Annotated in this window: 13 protein-coding genes, 1 tRNA gene and 1 pseudogene; 6 read left to right on the forward strand and 9 right to left on the reverse strand. The window is 41.2% G+C overall.

The genetic code is table 11. The annotated features are described in order from the left end of the window. Positions 1-36: 36 nt before the first annotated feature. From ACR5KR_RS25335 to ACR5KR_RS25345, 3 genes are all read right to left on the reverse strand, one after another. Positions 37-240, reverse strand: a complete 204-nt coding sequence (locus tag ACR5KR_RS25335) for a hypothetical protein (RefSeq protein WP_448268448.1) — start codon at positions 238-240, stop codon at positions 37-39. 514 nt (positions 241-754) lie between these two features. Then, on the reverse strand, positions 755-1,834 hold the full coding sequence (locus ACR5KR_RS25340) for a hypothetical protein (protein ID WP_448268449.1): 1,080 nt from the start codon (positions 1,832-1,834) through the stop codon (positions 755-757). Positions 1,835-1,887: 53 nt separating this feature from the next. After that, a complete protein-coding gene (locus tag ACR5KR_RS25345; RefSeq protein ID WP_445629944.1) occupies positions 1,888-2,871 on the reverse strand; it encodes a hypothetical protein in 984 nt (327 codons plus the stop codon). Positions 2,872-3,385: 514 nt separating this feature from the next. Here ACR5KR_RS25345 and ACR5KR_RS25350 point away from each other — a divergent pair. The 5 genes from ACR5KR_RS25350 (at position 3,386) to ACR5KR_RS25370 (ending at position 9,082) form a co-directional block, all read left to right on the forward strand. Further along, entirely contained in the window at positions 3,386-4,138 is a 753-nt protein-coding gene (locus tag ACR5KR_RS25350) for a winged helix-turn-helix domain-containing protein (RefSeq protein ID WP_094349166.1), read from the forward strand. 53 nt (positions 4,139-4,191) lie between these two features. Then, positions 4,192-5,511 carry a sensor histidine kinase gene (locus ACR5KR_RS25355; RefSeq protein ID WP_448268450.1) on the forward strand — a complete coding sequence of 440 codons (1,320 nt, stop codon included), beginning with the start codon at positions 4,192-4,194 and terminating at the stop codon, positions 5,509-5,511. A gap of 28 nt (positions 5,512-5,539) precedes the next feature. Continuing rightward, the gene (gene phoU, locus ACR5KR_RS25360) at positions 5,540-6,208 is read left to right on the forward strand and encodes a phosphate signaling complex protein PhoU (protein ID WP_445629942.1); all 669 of its coding nucleotides are present in this window, start codon (positions 5,540-5,542) and stop codon (positions 6,206-6,208) included. 432 nt (positions 6,209-6,640) lie between these two features. Continuing rightward, positions 6,641-7,270: a Crp/Fnr family transcriptional regulator gene (locus tag ACR5KR_RS25365; protein ID WP_448268452.1), complete on the forward strand. Its 630-nt coding sequence runs from the start codon at positions 6,641-6,643 to the stop codon at positions 7,268-7,270. 132 nt (positions 7,271-7,402) lie between these two features. Further along, on the forward strand, positions 7,403-9,082 hold the full coding sequence (locus ACR5KR_RS25370) for an iron uptake porin (RefSeq protein ID WP_448270331.1): 1,680 nt from the start codon (positions 7,403-7,405) through the stop codon (positions 9,080-9,082). A 422-nt stretch (positions 9,083-9,504) separates the two neighbouring features. Here the strand turns inward: ACR5KR_RS25370 and ACR5KR_RS25375 are convergent. From ACR5KR_RS25375 to ACR5KR_RS25385, 3 genes and pseudogenes are all read right to left on the reverse strand, one after another. Further along, a pseudogene (locus ACR5KR_RS25375) lies at positions 9,505-9,912 on the reverse strand (IS4-like element ISSysp3 family transposase); the annotation flags it as partial. Positions 9,913-10,064: 152 nt separating this feature from the next. Beyond that, the gene (locus tag ACR5KR_RS25380) at positions 10,065-10,631 is read right to left on the reverse strand and encodes a hypothetical protein (protein ID WP_448268453.1); all 567 of its coding nucleotides are present in this window, start codon (positions 10,629-10,631) and stop codon (positions 10,065-10,067) included. 433 nt (positions 10,632-11,064) lie between these two features. After that, positions 11,065-12,984 (reverse strand): cation:proton antiporter, encoded by a 1,920-nt coding sequence (locus ACR5KR_RS25385; protein ID WP_445629937.1) that lies wholly within the window; start codon positions 12,982-12,984, stop codon positions 11,065-11,067. Between the two features lie 326 nt (positions 12,985-13,310). Here ACR5KR_RS25385 and ACR5KR_RS25390 point away from each other — a divergent pair. Then, positions 13,311-13,383 (forward strand) — tRNA-Glu (locus ACR5KR_RS25390). A gap of 93 nt (positions 13,384-13,476) precedes the next feature. Here the strand turns inward: ACR5KR_RS25390 and ACR5KR_RS25395 are convergent. From ACR5KR_RS25395 to ACR5KR_RS25405, 3 genes are all read right to left on the reverse strand, one after another. Further along, positions 13,477-14,064: an SRPBCC family protein gene (locus ACR5KR_RS25395; protein ID WP_445629936.1), complete on the reverse strand. Its 588-nt coding sequence runs from the start codon at positions 14,062-14,064 to the stop codon at positions 13,477-13,479. A gap of 8 nt (positions 14,065-14,072) precedes the next feature. After that, on the reverse strand, positions 14,073-16,121 hold the full coding sequence (locus tag ACR5KR_RS25400; protein ID WP_448268454.1) for a GAF domain-containing sensor histidine kinase: 2,049 nt from the start codon (positions 16,119-16,121) through the stop codon (positions 14,073-14,075). 955 nt (positions 16,122-17,076) lie between these two features. Next, the gene (locus tag ACR5KR_RS25405) at positions 17,077-17,412 is read right to left on the reverse strand and encodes a hypothetical protein (RefSeq protein ID WP_094347436.1); all 336 of its coding nucleotides are present in this window, start codon (positions 17,410-17,412) and stop codon (positions 17,077-17,079) included. Positions 17,413-17,682: the final 270 nt, after the last annotated feature.

A 17,682-nucleotide genomic window follows, 5' to 3' on the forward strand; every position in this document is an offset into this window, starting at 1 on the left:
TTGTTCAACTTAAAAACAATTTGAAAGCGAACTTAATTATCCAAAAACTGACTTTTTCATCCCGTAAATAGCTAATCCAGCAACTGCACCAGTCCCAGCAAATCCTACTAAACCTATTCCGTAAGCAGTTCCTCCGATTGCTAGGCCTGCACCTCCAATACTGTGGTACACAGTCACTCCTAGCACTGCACCTACTGTTGCAAAGGTAGATGCTTCATTGATATTTTGAATTATATCCATTTTTTAAACTTTGAATAACTTGTTATTAGCTTATTCAATTTTTTGAGAAAATGCTACTAAAGAAATACGTAACTAAAATAAAGATTCATTAAAGTATGGATTGAGTTCAACTTGAGCCTTTAGACTCAACTCAAGCATAAATTTTTCAACAGATACGATACCTATTAAAATTTGTATTTATCTCGTTAAAAGTGAAGGTTGCTACAGAAATAACATTATTTACTAACTTTTTTTAGTTAAACTTAAATTCTCTGTGATATATTTATGTAATCAATGATACTTGTAATGTAAATAATATTGTAGTAGATATTAAAAATTAGTATTATGTCTAGTCAAGAACAAAATTCCAACAAAGCATTGAAGCAAACGCAGGTTAGCACAACAAAGAAGAAGAAAGTACAACCTCCTCCAGACCTCAAAAAACCAAAGAAAACTGAATAAAAAGCATTAGAGATACTTGCAGAGGCTTAAATTCAATTAAGTCTCTGCAATTTTCATCAAAAATTAAATCAGCTTATTTATTTTTTGCTTGAGTCTTTGCCTGTTCTAAAGCTATTTCTTTGATTGCCTGATATGAATTCACATTGGAAGTACCTTCTATAGCTTTAACTGCCAAATCCTGAACTTGTTTGAGAGCAGATTCCAGTTGTTTAGAAAGATTTTGAATTCGTGTCTCTTGATTAGTAATAGTTTGTTCTAGAGATTGCAGTCTTTGTTCATAGAAGCGTTTTTGCCCTTCCACTTCCTTAGAATATAAATCTGATTTGACTTTAGCTTGGTAGTGGGCGATGCCTTTACCTTCTTCTGTAGCTTTTTTGATGGCTGCTTCTTTATCTTTCGGAAAAGCCTCTACCTTGGCTTTTAACTCTTCAAATTGTTTTTCTCTTTCAGAAATTGCTTTCTCCCGTTCAGCCCACTGCTTTTCTGTTTCTTGTAGTAATTCTTCTAATTGCTTATATAGCGCTTTCTGCTCTTGTTCGTATTCGTCATTTTGCAGTTGCCGCTGGAGTTCTAAATTATACTTGTACTCTGCTGCATCGCGTTGCCGAGTTTTATTCAAGTTTTCATTCCGTTCTTTTATCGCCCGTTGCTGTTCCTCTTGTTCTTTTCCCCAAGTATTTCTTTGCTCTAGTATTTCTTGGAATAACACTTCAGAACGTTGGCTATATTCTTCCTGATAAGCTTTAGTATTATCTTCATAGGCTTGGATCAGAGTATCCAAGATATCATCAGAAATTTCTAAATTATGCAGTTGTGTTAATTGTTGGATTTCTTCTTCTAAAGTTCGCCTAATTTCTTCCAATTTAGAAGCTTTCGTGGTTAGCTGTTCTGATAATTCATTAGCAGCACTGCCAAAACCTAATTGAATCTTTGCCAAGCTTTCAATTGTATTGTTCATCTTCTGTTGGACGCTAGAAAGCTGATTCATAGCTGTTTTTTGTTCTAATTTAGGCTGTTCTTTAGTTCCAGACTGGTTATCTTTGGCAACTTTATCGAGTTCTGATTTCAGTGCTGCTTTTTCTTTTGCCAACTCCTCATACGCCTGAAGAATTTCTATTTTAGTATTCTTATCAGTCGGTTTTTTCCCCACCACAACAAATCTCCTCTTCAGGAATTCAAAATGATTAAGATGCTATGAACTCACAACTATTTAGGGTTAGAACTACCAAAAGCCCTCATAGCTAAGTCTTGTGCTTGTTTTAATGCAGTTTGCAATTGAGCAGAAATTCCTTCTATTTGCTCAGATTGTTTCTTAATTGTTTCTTCCAGAGATTGAATTTTTTGTTCATAGCTCTGTTTGTTAGATTCCCATTCTCTTTCAAATAAATCAGCCTCAATTTTAGCTTTTTGACTGGTTTCTTTAATTGCTTCTTCTCTAGCCTTCTTAACGGCTTCTTCCAGTTCGCTAGGAAATGTAGTTACCTTTTGTTCATAATCTGCAAAGAGTGGTTGGCGTTCAGCAAAGATTTTTTCTCGTTCTGCCCAATCTTTCTCTTTCTTTTGAGAATTTTCTAGTATTTCCCTTTGTTGTTGGCGCTTTATCCCTTCGTAGCTGTCGGTATTGAGTTTACGAGTAGTTTCTAACTTATACTGAAATTCTTCTTGTTCTTGCTGGCGATCTTTGGCTAATAAATTGTTATATGCTTGAAGTTTTTCTTCATACTCTGCTTGCTCTTTTTGCCATTCTTTCCGCCTGATTGTAATTTCTTTCTCTAGTGTTTCCCTTTTGCTAATAGTATCTTGTTCGAGAATTTTTAATTTTTCTTGGTGTTCTTGACTTAAAACGTCTAAAGTATCCGCTACAACTCTAATTTGTTGCAGTTCTTGTAGACGTTGAGTTTCAATTTCTATCGCTCGGTTCAATTCATCTAACTTGGAATTTTCCTGAGCTAGTTTTTCAGATAATCCATTGAGAATACTCCCAAACTCTAATTGTAAATCAGCTAAACCTTTGACAATACTATCAACTGTATATGCAGAAGCTGCTTGCAGAATTTCTTGACTTTTTGCCTTTTCTGCTTCCTCTTGTTTGGTTGCTATTTTAGATTCAAGTTTTTTTCTTTGGATAATAATTTGTTGAAATGCTTGCATTAGTTGTTGTTTGCTGTCTTTGACTCCAACTGTAGTCATCTTCCAACTCCCTTCAATAGGCAAATGATTTATTGGGTAGCAAGCCATACCAATGACTACCCTATGCAGACATCAGAGTAGCCTTTTAATCAACATTTTTAACGCGGTGGAAATACTGAAATGATCCGCATCTGACACTTAGTGGGTACGAATTTTCCACATATATGTCTTTCTGTTTTTCAGTTATAGTTTTCCCTTTGAGGCTTAGTAGTATTTTTGTACTAAGATAAATATACCTAAATGAATCTCCTCTGTCAAGATAATCCTTCATGCAATAATGTCTTTGGATCTTGTGAAGACAGAATCGAAAATTCAAAATCTTTAATTAAAAAACTATCTACAAGCTTGCAGGCACAGTGATTTATGATTTAGGAGACTGCTGTGGTGTATGTTACTTTATGTAAATAAAATCTAAAAGAATTAACCCTAGTAGAAGCGCAGTTGCAGTCAAGCGAGATAATAGAGTTAATCATCCTAATTGATACAAGCACAGTCCTAGACTTTTGTGATATCAATGTATACCAGTGAATCGACCAAATACTCTGCCAGAACGGACATTGGACAAACCAGCCGTATTCTAGTAGTAGAAGATGAAGAATTAATCCAGGAAATGCTAGCTGTAGCTCTGGAAGAAGAAGGTTATGGGGTGATAACTGCCCCCGATGGGCGGTCTGCTATAGAGTATCTTAAAAGTTTTGAAACCAATTCAGGGGAACTTCCCTTCGATCTGGTTATTCTTGATTTGATGCTACCGCAAATCAATGGGCTAGATATTTGCCGTTTGCTGCGTCATCAAGGCAACCCAGTACCTATTTTAATGCTCAGTGCCAAGGGTAGTGAAACTGACCGTGTTTTGGGGTTAGAGGTGGGTGCAGATGACTACCTGACCAAACCCTTTAGTATGCGCGAGTTAGTGGCTCGTTGTCGCGCTTTACTCCGCCGCCAACGCTTAAGTAATTTACCACCAATACCAGTATTAAAATTTAAGGATGTCTCTTTAAATCCCCAAGAATGTCGCGTGCTAGTTCGCGGTCAAGAAGTGAGTCTTTCTCCCAAAGAGTTCCGTTTGCTGGAATTGTTTATGAGTTACGCCCGCCGGGTATGGTCACGAGAGCAATTACTCGATCAGGTTTGGGGGCCGGATTTTGTCGGCGATAGTAAAACTGTAGACGTTCACATTCGGTGGTTGCGCGAAAAATTAGAGCAAGACCCCAGTCATCCTGAATATATTGTGACTGTAAGAGGTTTTGGCTATAGGTTTGGATAATTAGTTGGGATAGTTGTTAGTTTTTAGTAGTCACCAAGAAACTAACAACTCAAATGCTTTTATTGGGATTTTTTTTGGGTTTAGCGGTAGGCATTGGGTTTTGGATTTGGCAACAGATTCAACTTAACCGCTACCTGGGGCGCTTACTGCGACCGTTAACCTCGCATTCTGACAAGATGGGACTGCTGCTGATTCCTGGATTGCAGCAGAAAATAGCAATGGTGAAGCAGCAGCGACAAGATTTGCAGCAGTCATTGCAAACTTACCAAGACCTGCTAGATTTTGCTCCAGTGGGATATTTGCAGGTGGATGAGGAAAATCAACTGCTGTGGTGTAATCAACAGGCACAGGAAATTTTGTATCTGCAAAGGTGGCAACCAGAACAGGTGCGCTTGTTATTGGAGTTGGTCAGGTCTTATGAACTTGACCATTTAATTGAGCAAACTCGCGATCGCCAAAAACCCCAGACGGGAGAATGGGTATTTCATCCATCTTGTGATGATGCAGCAGAGATGGCAACAATCAAATCTCTGGCTTTGCGGGCTTCTAGCTTGCCTTTACCCAATGGACAAGTGGGAGTATTTTTAGAAAATCGTCAACCCCTATTAGATATAAATCAAGTACGCGATCGCTCTTTTTCCGATCTAGCACACGAACTCAGAACGCCGCTAACTTCAATTCGTTTGGTTGTAGAAACTTTACAAAACCGTTTAGAACCACCTTTAAATCGCTGGGTTAACCGCCTGATGCAAGAAGTCGACCGATTGATTAACTTAGTGCAAAGCTGGTTAGACCTTACCCAAATGGAAGCAAACCCAAATATGCAATTGCAAGCCAAAGCTGTAGAATTGCGATCGCTGATTGCATCTGTTTGGGAAACACTAGAACCCTTGGCACAACGCCAACATCTGTCTTTTTCTTATTCTGGCCCCGAAAATCTGTGGATTAAGGCAGATAAACCCCGGATTTACCAGGTTTTTCTGAATTTGCTAGACAATAGCATTAAGTACAGTCCTCCTTGCACAAGTATTCATGTTGAAGCGAAAATATTATCAACAAAGGATAACGATCCTGCTTCCTCAATCTTGGAAATAAATCTTATTGATTCTGGAGTCGGCTTTTCTGAGGCAGATTTACCCCACGTTTTTGAACGATTTTATCGAGGAGATAAAGCGCGAACCCATTCTCCCCAAGATAGTAACTCCATAGGAGCGATTGTCGGCAATGGATTAGGATTAGCGATCGTTGAGCAAATTCTAATCGCTCACGGTGGTTCAATCAAAGCGATGAACCATCCAGAAACTGGTGGTGCGTGGATGCAACTCCAATTTCCTGAAGTTATGGCAAACTCCCTAAGCCAAGACTATAGTTAGTAATATCTTCACCTTTGAGACAACAAGTGTGAAAGCCGTCGATAATACTCCCAATCCTCAAAGACCACAACTCGCACGCGCTATTAGGCGCTTAGAACGGGATGTATTACGCATGGGTGCTTTGGTAGAACAATCATTTCGCCTCAGCCACCAAGCGTTATTTGCTCGTAACTTAACAGCAGCTGAAGAACTTCCCCGATTAGATAAAAAGATCGATCGCTTTTATCGTCAAATCGAATCAGACTGTACGGCGATTATGACGCTACAAGCGCCTACAGCTTCAGATTTGCGCTGTTTAAGTGCCTTTATGCAGTTGGTGCGAGACTTAGAGCGGATTGGCGATTATGCTGAGGATTTAGCTGAAATTGCGATTAAAATTTTTCCTTATGCGCCTCATACGTCTTTACCCGACATTGAAGCTATGTCCCTTCACGCGCAGGCGATGCTGGCAACTAGCTTAAAGGCTTTAGGAGATTTCGATGAAGCGGGTGGACGCCGTTTAAAGCATCTGGATGATACTGTAGACGATGCTTACGATCGCGTTTATCAGACTTTAGCCCAACAACGAGATGTGCCTGGTGTAGTCGAGCCAATTATACTGCTAGCACTGGCAATTCGTTGTTTGGAACGTATGGCAGATCACGCTACGAATATCGGTCAAAGGGTAGCATATATTGTCACCGGTCAACGCTCCTAATTGATATGCTGCAAAGATCCCCGACTTCTACCCTCCAGATGTCTGTAAGAAGTTGGGGATCTAAATCCAGCGATTTAATAAGTGCTATTCCACCCTAATATCTTCATAATTTTTGCGCCTACATACTTACTTAGTCTTCAGAAAATACCAAATAATAAAAAATAAGTTAACCGAATATTTTACTAAAAGCTTACCTATTCTTAAACTTACACAATTAAAGTAGCGGATAAACAACTAAAAATTTTGGCTATATCTCACTGATAAATCCCTTAAGTAAAAGTTGTTACCATCAGAAGATTTTGAGTTAGTTCCTAGCTCTGAATTGAGAAGAATAGACTTTCAGTTAAGATAGGCAAATTTTGATACAAATTATTAGAGATTCTTAATCATTGTAAATAGCGAGATTCCCTGATAATTATGTAGTTACGGTTAATGATGTATTCCCCAATTCCTACTTCAAACTCTTCTACCGTGTCAAATGGTTCTGCTTTGGGCGGACAATTACCCCAACAGATATTTACCCGTCGGGAAGTAATTCCACCATACAATGACGTAATTTGGCGAATTGAATATGGTGCAGTTCGTACCTTAACGTGGAGTGAAGATGGCACATTCATCACTCTTGGTTATTGGGGACTAGGGGATCTGATTGGCTATCCTTTGTCTAAAGTGAAACCCTACCAGATTGAATGTCTCACGGGCGTAGAAGTAAGCATTGTGCCACCTCATTTGTGGCATCAAGATATTAATGCTTTGTTGTCTCATATTCAACAAGCAGAGGATCTACTAAGCATTGTGCATCAAAAACCAACTTCGCTACGCTTATGGCAGTTTTTAGTCTGGTTAAGTGAAAAATTTGGACGTGACATAGATAAGGGCAAGCTAATTGATTTAAATATTACCCATCAGGATATTGCTGAAGTTTTAAATACTACGCGAGTAACTGTTACCCGACTCTTACAGCAGTTAGAAGAAGAAGGAACAGTTGTACGTCACAAACGCCGCATTATCTTGCGATTACCAAATAAATTAATTAAAAACTATAGTTCAGCAGCATGTTAAATGAATTGCTTGTAATAATCACAGGGTAAAGGTATAATCGTTGCTGTGATTGTGTGTGAAATCCACAAAAGAGAAGTGTTAAAAACATTTTCTCATGGCTGGATTAATGTAGGTGTGAGTGAAACAAAAAACATGACAAAACGATTCTGGAATCTTTTTAAAGTTAGTCCAATTGTATTAGCTGCTACATTTTTCGTTGCTAATAGTGCCTTAGCTGCTGAAGTTAACGAACAAGTAACAAATGTTGGCGAGTTATCTGAAACTCAAGAGTCTAACGAAATGAGTCAGGTAACATCAGTTTCTCAGTTTTCGGATGTGCAGCCTACAGATTGGGCATTCCAAGCTTTACAATCTCTAGTTGAGCGCTATGGCTGTATTGCAGGTTATCCTAACAGTACCTATCGTGGAAACCGTGCTTTAACCCGTTATGAATTTGCCGCAGGTTTGAACGCCTGTTTAGATCGGGTTAACGAACTGATTGCTACAGCTACTGCCGATTTGGTCAGCAAACAAGATTTAGCTACTTTACAGCGCTTGCAAGAAGAATATTCTGCAGAACTAGCAACTCTGCGCGGTCGTGTAGATGGATTAGAAGCCCGCACTTCTGAGTTGGAAGCTAATCAGTTCTCCACTACCACCAAGTTGGTTGGAGAAGCAATTTTCGCCGTGTCTGATGTTTTTGGTGACAGTAGAGCAGTTCCTGGTGGTGCTCCTACTCAAGACTTGAATTATAACACCACTTTTAGCGATCGCGTTCGTTTGAACTTACTCAGCAGTTTCACTGGTACAGACCAGTTGCAAATCCGTTTGAATGCTAACAATACCATTTCTAATGTTGGTAGCGTTGTTGGTGGTGTTGCAACCGGTACTGGTACTAACATGACCCGCTTGGCTTTTGATGGAGATACCGGCAATGGTGTTGCGATTGATAAAATCAACTATGCTTTCAACTTTTCTGACGCGGTGCGTGTCAAAGTTGATGCTAGTGGTGGTGAATTATACGAAAACGTAAACACCTTCAACCCTGACTTTACAAGCTCTGCTAGAGGCGCGCTCTCTCGCTATGGACGTTTTAGCCCGATTTACCGTCAAGGTCAAAATTCTGCTGCTTTGACTGTTACTTTAAATCCTAACAAAGCTATCAGTTTGACTGGTGCTTATTTAGCACCTTCAAGTGGTACTGGTAATATCTTTGGTGCTAATAATCCCGGTATTAATAATGGGCTGTTCGATGGTGATAACACCATCTTCGGTCAATTAACTTTCAAACCCAGCAAAGCCTTCAATATTGGTCTAACCTACGCCCATAGTTACTTCGCTGGCAATGCAGCTAACAGTCTCTTCCAAGGAACAGGTAGCGCTTTTGCCAATAACCCCTTTGGAGTTGGTACTCGCACTGAATCCAATAACTACGGTATAGAAGCTTCCTTGCAACTTGGCTCTACCTTGACTATTAGTGGTTGGGGGGGTTATACAACTGCTGATGCTTTGACTGGTGCAAATGCGGGTACAGACGCAGATGTTTGGTACTGGGCTGGATCGCTTGCTTTGAAAGACTTTGGTGGAGAAGGCAGTGTTTTAGGCGTGATCTTTGGTCAACCACCCAGAGTTACTGGTGGTAGCATCAAAAATGTTGCCGGCAATACTACCTTTGACGACAGTACTTCTTATCACTTAGAGGGTCTTTACAAGTACAAGGTTTCCGATAATATTCAGGTAACACCTGGCTTGTTGGTAATTTTCAATCCAGAGCACAACGACGCTAACGACACTGAATACGTAGGTACTCTACGTACTACTTTCACCTTCTAAAATTACGTGAGTTTGACAGACCTCTCCCGGACAGCCTCCCTCTCCTAAAAGGCGAGGGAGGAGAGTTTTTGCTCCCCTCTCCTACTAGGCTACCGTGTATACACAAGTCCACCCTGAGCAAGTTTCCAGCCTAAAAAGATGGATTCAAATTGCCTCAAACCTCGAACGAGGGTATGCATCCCCGGAAGTCTTTGAGAGAAGTAACCAGACCATCCACCCAGGCGAGCTTTTGGATCAAGTTAGGACTTACGCACTATACAAAATAACTATCTTATGTATCAACGTAAATACGTTGTTTCAGGCTTTTGTCAATCACCCTTGATTGGGTGCGATCGCTAAAATTTTATTGAAAAATCTAGCTATAAGCCTTGAAAAGTATACTTGTCATTTTGGCTTTTCTGTCAATGCGTAAGTCCTAATCAAGTAGCCCAGGGTAAACAACCCAGGGGATAAGGATTTTGCAGTTTTTCGCTATCACCTTCAACAGAAGATTGAATTACTCCTAAGCATTGTTGCTGCTTTTCACAAAAGGTAAGCGCAGCCGAAAGCTGAGTATTGTCGCGCCCTTCAACCATTTGTAAGGTTCGGACAGCTACGGACAAAGCCAAGATTGTCAGGCGTTGAATAGCGATCGCAGACTCTAACTGAGTAGCTTCTAAATTTAATCCTGCTGTTTTGAGGGTGGCAAAGAGTTGTTCAATCTTCCATCGCCACCCGTACCATTGAATCACTCGCAGTGCCTGTTCTAAGCAAACAACTTCGTGTGTGGTTAGTAACCGCCAATGAATCGGTTCTTGTCCTGCGGGTGGTTGGACTTCCAAAGCTTCAACAGCCAACTTGGGTTACGCTAGTGGGATAGCCAAAAACGCTTAATTTATCTGGGCGTTGAATCTCAACTTGTCCACAACGAACAATAAGCATTGCTTCTCTTGGCATTCGCTTTCGACGTGAGTCTGTAGGTATGTTAATGATATAATTACCTTCACATGGTTGCTCCCCTCAAGTAGTCGAACAGTGATTGAGATCGCCCTAACAATCGACGGTCTTGGCAAGCGCGGATCAGTAAATGATTGTTTTTGTTGGGTACAGTGGCAAATTCCTCAAATAGATCGGATTCGCGATCGCCAATGTGAGTTCCCATCTTTGCCCTACCCGCTTCAAAGCATTTCTGGCTCTCCGATGCCGATGCTAACCATTTGTAGGATTCTTTCTCCTCAATTGGTAAATTTTTATAGCCCCGTTCATATTTATCTGCATGGTCAATATCTCGGCTGCACAATTGTATGGTGCTTAATCCCAAAGGAAATCCACTCTCACCATCCAATACCAGTGTTGGATGAATATAAAACCCTACATCTGTGTTGTTTCCTACTACTCCTAATCCTGCTGGTGACAGCCTACCTAAATGAGACTGCAAGTTGATTTCGCTACTATCACTTATCGCTAATACGTGCTTTTCTGCTACACGAAGCTGGCAATCAACCGCAATCCTACGTACTAGTTCTGATACTGTGATATTTTCATTCTCCAAAAACCGATAATAACCCATCTGTTCTGCCCAATTTCGACTTATTTGCCGGATATTTATCGATTGGTGTTTTTGTATCGCTTCATATAATGCTGCCCCCTTTTTATCAACCGAGCGTCTCCAAATGCCTTTGCTGGTATCATCGCAGCGTGAATTAAGATTGGATTATCCATGTTTTTGCTTCTCAAAAATCCTCTGCACCTACTTTACATCCGACTTGTGTATACACGGTAGAGGGGGCAGGAAGAAAAGCCCATAAATAAATTTAGGCGCTTGATTTTAGACGCATTATTTCTTGTGCGATGCATCTCGAAATAAATATTTAACATTAAGCAGAAATAAATTTATTTGTTCTGGAACCCTCTATTGCTGGGAAACTACAGCATTTTCTCCCTGCTCCTCTGCCCCTCTTCCCCCTGCTCCTCTGCTCCCCTGCCTCTCTTCCCCAATCCCCTCATCCTCCAGAAGCCTCACTAGTAGAAAGTTGAGATAATTGGGCCAGGGATAGGTCTTCAACCTCTGGTAACTTTTCTAAAGAGAGGGGAGTGGATTGGGTGGCACCAGATAAGCGTTTTAAAAGGCTAGGTCTGGGGTCATGTAACAGATAAATAATGCGATCGCCAATTTCCCAATCTTGGTTCGCTGGCATTACCTGTAAGCGTTCTGCTCGTTCTAGCAATAAGGGTATCAAAAATCCAGTCCGAATCTTTTCTTGGATGCGATCGCATTGAGTCGAGAATTCCAACTCATCTAGCGTAGTTGTCCCCAACTTCACTCGCCCATCGTTCAAATATTCATTCCAAGTTTTAATTGCTAAGTCTGGAATAAAAGCTTGATTAACTTTATTACTAGTCGAGGTACTCGCTTGCGGATCGCGGGGAAAAACAGCTAAGACGCGCGGAGGTTTAAACTCCTCAGCTGCTCTTTGAGCCAAAACAAAATTCACCTCGCCATTACTTGTCATCGCCAAAAAAGTACCTATAGAGGCAAGTCCGGCCTCTTCTAAAACCGCAGCATCTAGCGCACTGCTGGCAATTACCCGGAGATTTTGCGCCTCGGCTTGCACAAGACAATCGGGATCGGTATCAATCATCACCACGTTTTCTCCCCGTTCTTGAAAGAAACGAGCAATCACAAGACTCAAGGGATTACAACCCACAATCACTGCCCCAGTTACGTCCTTAGAGGTGATTTGCAGCCATTTAGCAACCCAGCCAGCTGTTAGCCCCTGGCAGACAACAGTCATGATAATTGTCAGGAAAACTAAAGCTTTGATGGAATCACCGCCGTTAATGCCTCGCTGTGTCAACGAAATCGCAAAAAAAGAAGCTACAGAGGCAGCAACAATTCCTCTCGGAGCAACCCAGCTTAAAAACAGTTTTTGTCGCCAGTTGAGGTCACTGTTCCAGGTACACAAGAGGATATTGATTGGGCGAACGACAAACATTAGTACCAAAACGGTGAATAAACTACCCCAACCCAAAGCAAACACACTGGCAATGGATAGGTCAGCAGCTAATAAGATAAATAGCACCGAGACGCTGAGAATTGTCAGCTGACCCTTAAAGCTGCGTAACAGACGTTCTTCCGGGACTGAGGAGTTAGCAAAGACTGCCCCTGCAACTACTGTTGTCATGACTCCCGATTCACTGCGGATCATCTGCGATAAGGTAAACAAGCTCCAAAGTATCGCTAACACCACTAAGTTTTTTAGCTCAAATGACAGAAAGGTGGCGCGTTTAAAAATCAAACTCATCAGATAACCGCCAGCACCACCAATTGCTGCTCCCACACCCAGGCGCATCAGTAAGCCGACGATCGCATTGAGCGGGTCAGCATCGCCGTTCAAAATCGTATCAAGGACAACGAAGGCGAGGATAGCCCCTACAGGGTCAATTAAAACTCCTTCTCCTTCCAAAAGTGTTGCCACTTGTCGATCTACATTGATTTGTTTGAGCAATGGGCCAACGACGGTTGGGCCTGTCACCACGACTATGGAAGCATAGAGAAAGGCTATGTTCCAGGGAAATTCACCCAGCCAGTGAGCAGCCATACTCCCGCCAAGTAGGGTAATTAGCGTTCCTTGAGTGACGAGCAATTGTAAGCTGACAGAAACTCTACCTAACTCACGCAGATCCAAGTTAAGTCCACCTTCAAACAAAATAATTGCCGTTGCGAGGGCGACTATAACTTCCAGTCCAGTGCCTAGCGAATGGGGATGCAATAGCCCTATACCATCGGAGCCAAACAAAATGCCCAACAGCAATAACAAGACGATGCTGGGTACACGAAGGTATGCAGCCAGCACTTGGGCGCTAATGCCTGCAAAGACGGCGATCGCCATCTGTATGGTGATTTCAAAAGATGCTTCCATATTGTAGATTTTGAGCGATTTATTTCAAAATCTTTTGTAAAAAACCGTAGATATCAACTCTACAGGGTACAACATCATACCCTTTGTTCCTTGCTGTCTTCAGCGTTTTTTAGATATGTGTATACTTCAAAATTCCCAGCGCCCAAGGCTGACGCACCTTGCGGCTGACTACAAAAGCATCTACAGACTTTTTTATGTGTCTCCATATCTTTGTATCTTCTTCAAGCTTTTGCTTCCACCCAGTTTAGCTGCCACAAACTTTTTTTGGCAAAACCTGTTGACAACGGCAAGGAAATTGGTTAACTTATAAAAGGTCTGAGTCCGATGCCCCCATCGTCTAGAGGCCTAGGACACCTCCCTTTCACGGAGGTAACGGGGATTCGAATTCCCCTGGGGGTACTTAAAAACAATAAAAAGCAAAAGCTTTTTTATTTGAAATGTAGCAATAAAAACCATCATTCAGAAATACATCTGAATGATGGTTGGTTGTTGTTATGTATACGGTTCTTTGCTGGCTAGTTCTTCTACACGTTGGTGAATAGCCAGAAGATTTAACCGCAAATCTTTGCTCAGACGATTTTCAATAATTCCCACTGGCATAGTGAGTTTAGGCCAAACTTGAATTGTGTAGGACAGATTTGTTCCGAAAGACTCACCGAAAGCATAAGGCTCTAAGCACCAGCTACCAGAAAAGCCTTTAAAATCTCCCTCTACCATGCGGAAATTAATAGCTTTAGGGAAGCATTCTTCCAAATCTAGAACTACCCGCGCACAAAAGTTGAAATTCAGTAAGCGTTGGGAGCCTATTTGCTCCAGTCGAATTCCACCATCGGGATGCTCGATTAGACAACTCTTAGCAAGGTTGGGGAGGAAGTCTGGTAAGGCTTCATAATTTGTCAGAACCTTCCAGATTTGCTCCACTGGATGGGGAATTTGGACTTTAGCACTGATTTGCCGCTGTCGCTCTGCTATTTTCTCAATTTGAACTTCTACCTGAGCAAGCAAATCTTCTTCTAGGTTGGTGATATCAGTGGAAGATTGCAAGTCAGGGTTCTCTGTTGTGTTCTGTTTTTTAGTCACTTTCAGAATTATGGTTTGCTTTCGTCAGAAAATTGGGGCAGAGTCAAGGTGAAGCAAATTTCACTCTGTTCAGAATCCGAAATTGGCAGACTTTCAACAGCGATCGCTCCATTCAAATGCTGCACTAAAGACTTGACTAAAGCAAGTCCCAAGCCAGTCCCTGGAGTCCAGCGCCCTTTTCCACGACGGAACTTATCAAAGATGTAGGTCGCTTCTTCTTCAGAGATGGCACGTCCTGTATTCGTCACCTTTATGATAACTCGATCGATTTGCCGATCGACTCGGTGAGCCGCTTCAAGGCAGACTATCGTATCAGGCTCTGAGTATTTACAGGCATTCGTTAATAATTCTTGCAGGATGCGGTCAAAGCTCTCCAGTTCAGTTTGCAGTTTGAGCGATTCTTCCGGCAAATCTATAGAAATTTTTAATCCTTTTTCGCCAAGTTTTTTCTCAAAAGATGCTGCTATATCCTGAATTCTAGTATTTAAATCTATAGATTCTAATTGCGGGGCTTCGTGAGGCGACTCTAGCTTTTGGAGTGTCAACAAGTCATTAATCAAGTTGATTTCTTTTGAACATTCCTGCTCAAGAATATCTAGATATCTACCCTGACGCTCTGGTGCTATTCCTGGCAAACGCAAGTTTTTTATTGACATCAGCATATTTGTCAAAGGGTAGCGTAGGCGATCGCTCATGTTACTCAAAAATTCATCTTTGAGTTCATTAAGTTTCCGCAACTGCTCGACATACTGCCGGGTTCTTTCATGCAATTTCGCTTGAAGTTCTAGACTACTCTGGAGTTTTGCCGTCCGCTCATCTACCAACATTTGCACTTGACGCAATGTCTGTGACTGAATTATGGCGTTACTCACTTGAGCGCAAACCATTTCCACAAGATTTAATTCTTCTGGTTGCCAATTGCGAATCACAGCTTGCTGTAGCACCAAGAATCCTAAAATTTTACCTTGACTTTCCAATGGCACTAAAAGTACCGCAGGCAATTTCTCTATCGCAAATAATGGAGCAGCTGTTAAGGTATCGTTTTGATCTGTATAGTCATCGAAGATTACTGGTTTTCCAGAATCCATGAAGGCACGCTGGCATAAACCACAGTCTGAAATCAAGAAAGACTCAGCTAAGGTGTCTAGTTTACTAGTGCCAGAATTTTGTGTTTCTCTATCCCATTGGGCGATTACACTAGCTTTTGCTTTGGGGATTTGTTTTTTAGCTTGAGTCTTAAATAGTGGATCTGTATATTTTAGTAAGATGAGCAAACCTCGATCTGCCTGTAGAGATTCGGCACTCGAAGCGATAACTAACTGGAGCATTTGATTCAGCTCCAAGTTGCTACGACTCAATATGGTTAATTGTTTGATCAAGCTTTGATGGTGCTTACTTTTTTGCAGGGACTGCTCTTGATGAGTAATTTGTTGAGCTTGTGCCACTCCAGAAAAAGCGATCGCGCAAGCCGACTCCACTTCTTTGAGCAATTGTTTTTCTGATTCACTCCATTCATAAGGTTGGAATTTAATCAGATTAATCACTCCATTATTATTGCCACCAAAGCGAGTGGGAATTGCCAAAACTGCTTTTATCGGTAGTGGTAAATATTGACACCCAATTACCAAACTATTTTGAATAATGGAAATGTCTTCAATAGTCAATGGTTGGGCAGCACATTGTAACACTGGCGAGTGCATAAGCAATTGTTCCATCGAAAACATTTCTTCTGGGTGTGGCAACCCTAGAAACTCATCAGCACACCAATTAGTAGTAGTTGCTTCGTCTGATGTTTCATCAGCCGCTGAAACCAAGCAGCAGCAATCTGCTTGAAAAGCGACTCCTAGCAATTGGGCAATCTCTTGCAGCATCAAAGCCGTAGCAGAGCTATTAGCAATAATTTGGTTAATCTTTTGTACCAACTCGCGGGCAGGTTCTTCCTGATGCTGCATCAGCTTGACTTGGTAAGGTTGTAGTCGATCTATGTCATCTACGTAATGTGACAGCGATGATAAAGGCTTTTTCATTTCTGGCACGCCCTCGGATAGTAACCCCATTGTTCTTGCACCCAACCTCTTGGCATATTCTTCACCGTTAGTTGTGTTGCTACACCCTGATAATTGACAAATTTTGTGTGAATACTTTCTCTCACCTGTTATAGCCCTTTTCTATATCAGATGGCCAAATTTCCACTACATCAAGCAAATTGCTACATTGGGACATAAGTAATAAAATACTCAAAATATCCTATAAATGCTTAAGTTAGCTTATTTTTAACTGCACTGTCTTGAAATAATTTATTAACTTTATCCTGTCTGTAAGTATACATAAACCGTAATTTCTCTGGAATCACAGCAAAATTCCCCTTTTGAGCGCGTAAAATTACGTAACTTGCTTTATAAAGCTTTATTACATTTATTGAAAAAACTAGTAGGTTTAACAAGCTACTCCTCGATCTCCGTAACTCTCAGTAAAATATCAATAAAAGTAAAGGAAACACGAGGAGGTTGTTCTTGCAGTGTAGGCTTCTCTTCTCTAGGAGAGGCTGCATCAACGAGACGCACTTGTGTTCAGACCCGATCTACATTGATAGCGTAACTATGGTAGCGAGTTCGTAAGCGTCTTGTTTCCAACCTATGGCAGAAATTTGGAGTAGAGCCAATACTTGTCGGGTTTTGGATTTTTAACTCGGAATTGGATTTGGGGGAAAAGGTTACTGGGTTTAGGTTAAAGGTTTTTTCTTTCCCCTTTTCCCCAAAACCCGACAAGTATTGGGAGTAGAGCTTAAATTTAAATAAATTCTTGCTCGCTAGGGCTTGCGGCAGTTCTAGCTAAATTGTGAATGCAGCCCAGTTATTAGTAAAAATAACTAGGCTGCATTCGTTTGAATATAAAAAAAACCACATCTATTTTCAGAAGTATATTTTTTAAAGTAGTAAGAGCATTTTGTACTCCCTGCTGGTAGGGCGAGCTAGATGCCCTCCCTACACCAGGTTTCAAAATAGACGAAGTTTATCCAGCCAAGCTCTCGACACTCAGAGGAACCATATCCCCATTCCTCGTTAGTCCTAACAACATCGGTTCTTGGGGTTGAATTAGTTGACCTGTAAGCACACAGCGTTCTTCTTGTTGAGCTGTGGCAGCTATGCTAGCTCGAATGTCGGATCGCGAAAATCGAGGTTTCCACTCACCTGATTTTTGCTGGACATAATTCCAAAGGATATCTCGGATTAGAGCTTGATATCCCTGATTCCCAGCTATTTCTTTGAGCTTATCTTTGAGCTCCCGCTCTAGACGAATGCTGGTAACTTCCATATCGGTGGTTGGAGTGCGAGCGATCGTATGCATCAGTTTTTCTCCTTGAAGGTATAGACAGGATAGTAATACAAGTGTAGTATGTTTAAAGGAATGTTCAATAGGTGAAATTTTCTGTGAAATCTATTTACCCCATCTCTACTTCAATTTTGTGCCCTACCAATTGCCGAACCAATTGGGAATCAGCTGCTATGGAAGTGGAGTATTTATTTATGGGCGATGGTAGCCAAAATCATAGGCAAATCACAGAAGGTAATGATGATTATAAGTATGTAGCCATTAGTGCACTAATTGCAAAACCAC

It is taken from the genome of Nostoc sp. DSM 114159, from assembly GCF_053470285.1.

What these genes read in the sequence shown, in the direction of transcription:
- ACR5KR_RS25335 (WP_448268448.1), bottom strand. Translation starts at nt 240, where the DNA reads ATGGATATAATTCAAAATATCAATGAAGCATCTACCTTTGCAACAGTA.
- ACR5KR_RS25345 (WP_445629944.1), bottom strand. Translation starts at nt 2,871, where the DNA reads ATGACTACAGTTGGAGTCAAAGACAGCAAACAACAACTAATGCAAGCA.
- ACR5KR_RS25350 (WP_094349166.1), top strand. Translation starts at nt 3,386, where the DNA reads ATGTATACCAGTGAATCGACCAAATACTCTGCCAGAACGGACATTGGA.
- ACR5KR_RS25355 (WP_448268450.1), top strand. Translation starts at nt 4,192, where the DNA reads ATGCTTTTATTGGGATTTTTTTTGGGTTTAGCGGTAGGCATTGGGTTT.
- ACR5KR_RS25365 (WP_448268452.1), top strand. Translation starts at nt 6,641, where the DNA reads ATGATGTATTCCCCAATTCCTACTTCAAACTCTTCTACCGTGTCAAAT.
- ACR5KR_RS25370 (WP_448270331.1), top strand. Translation starts at nt 7,403, where the DNA reads ATGACAAAACGATTCTGGAATCTTTTTAAAGTTAGTCCAATTGTATTA.
- ACR5KR_RS25380 (WP_448268453.1), bottom strand. Translation starts at nt 10,631, where the DNA reads ATGGGTTATTATCGGTTTTTGGAGAATGAAAATATCACAGTATCAGAA.
- ACR5KR_RS25385 (WP_445629937.1), bottom strand. Translation starts at nt 12,984, where the DNA reads ATGGAAGCATCTTTTGAAATCACCATACAGATGGCGATCGCCGTCTTT.
- ACR5KR_RS25400 (WP_448268454.1), bottom strand. Translation starts at nt 16,121, where the DNA reads ATGGGGTTACTATCCGAGGGCGTGCCAGAAATGAAAAAGCCTTTATCA.
- ACR5KR_RS25405 (WP_094347436.1), bottom strand. Translation starts at nt 17,412, where the DNA reads ATGCATACGATCGCTCGCACTCCAACCACCGATATGGAAGTTACCAGC.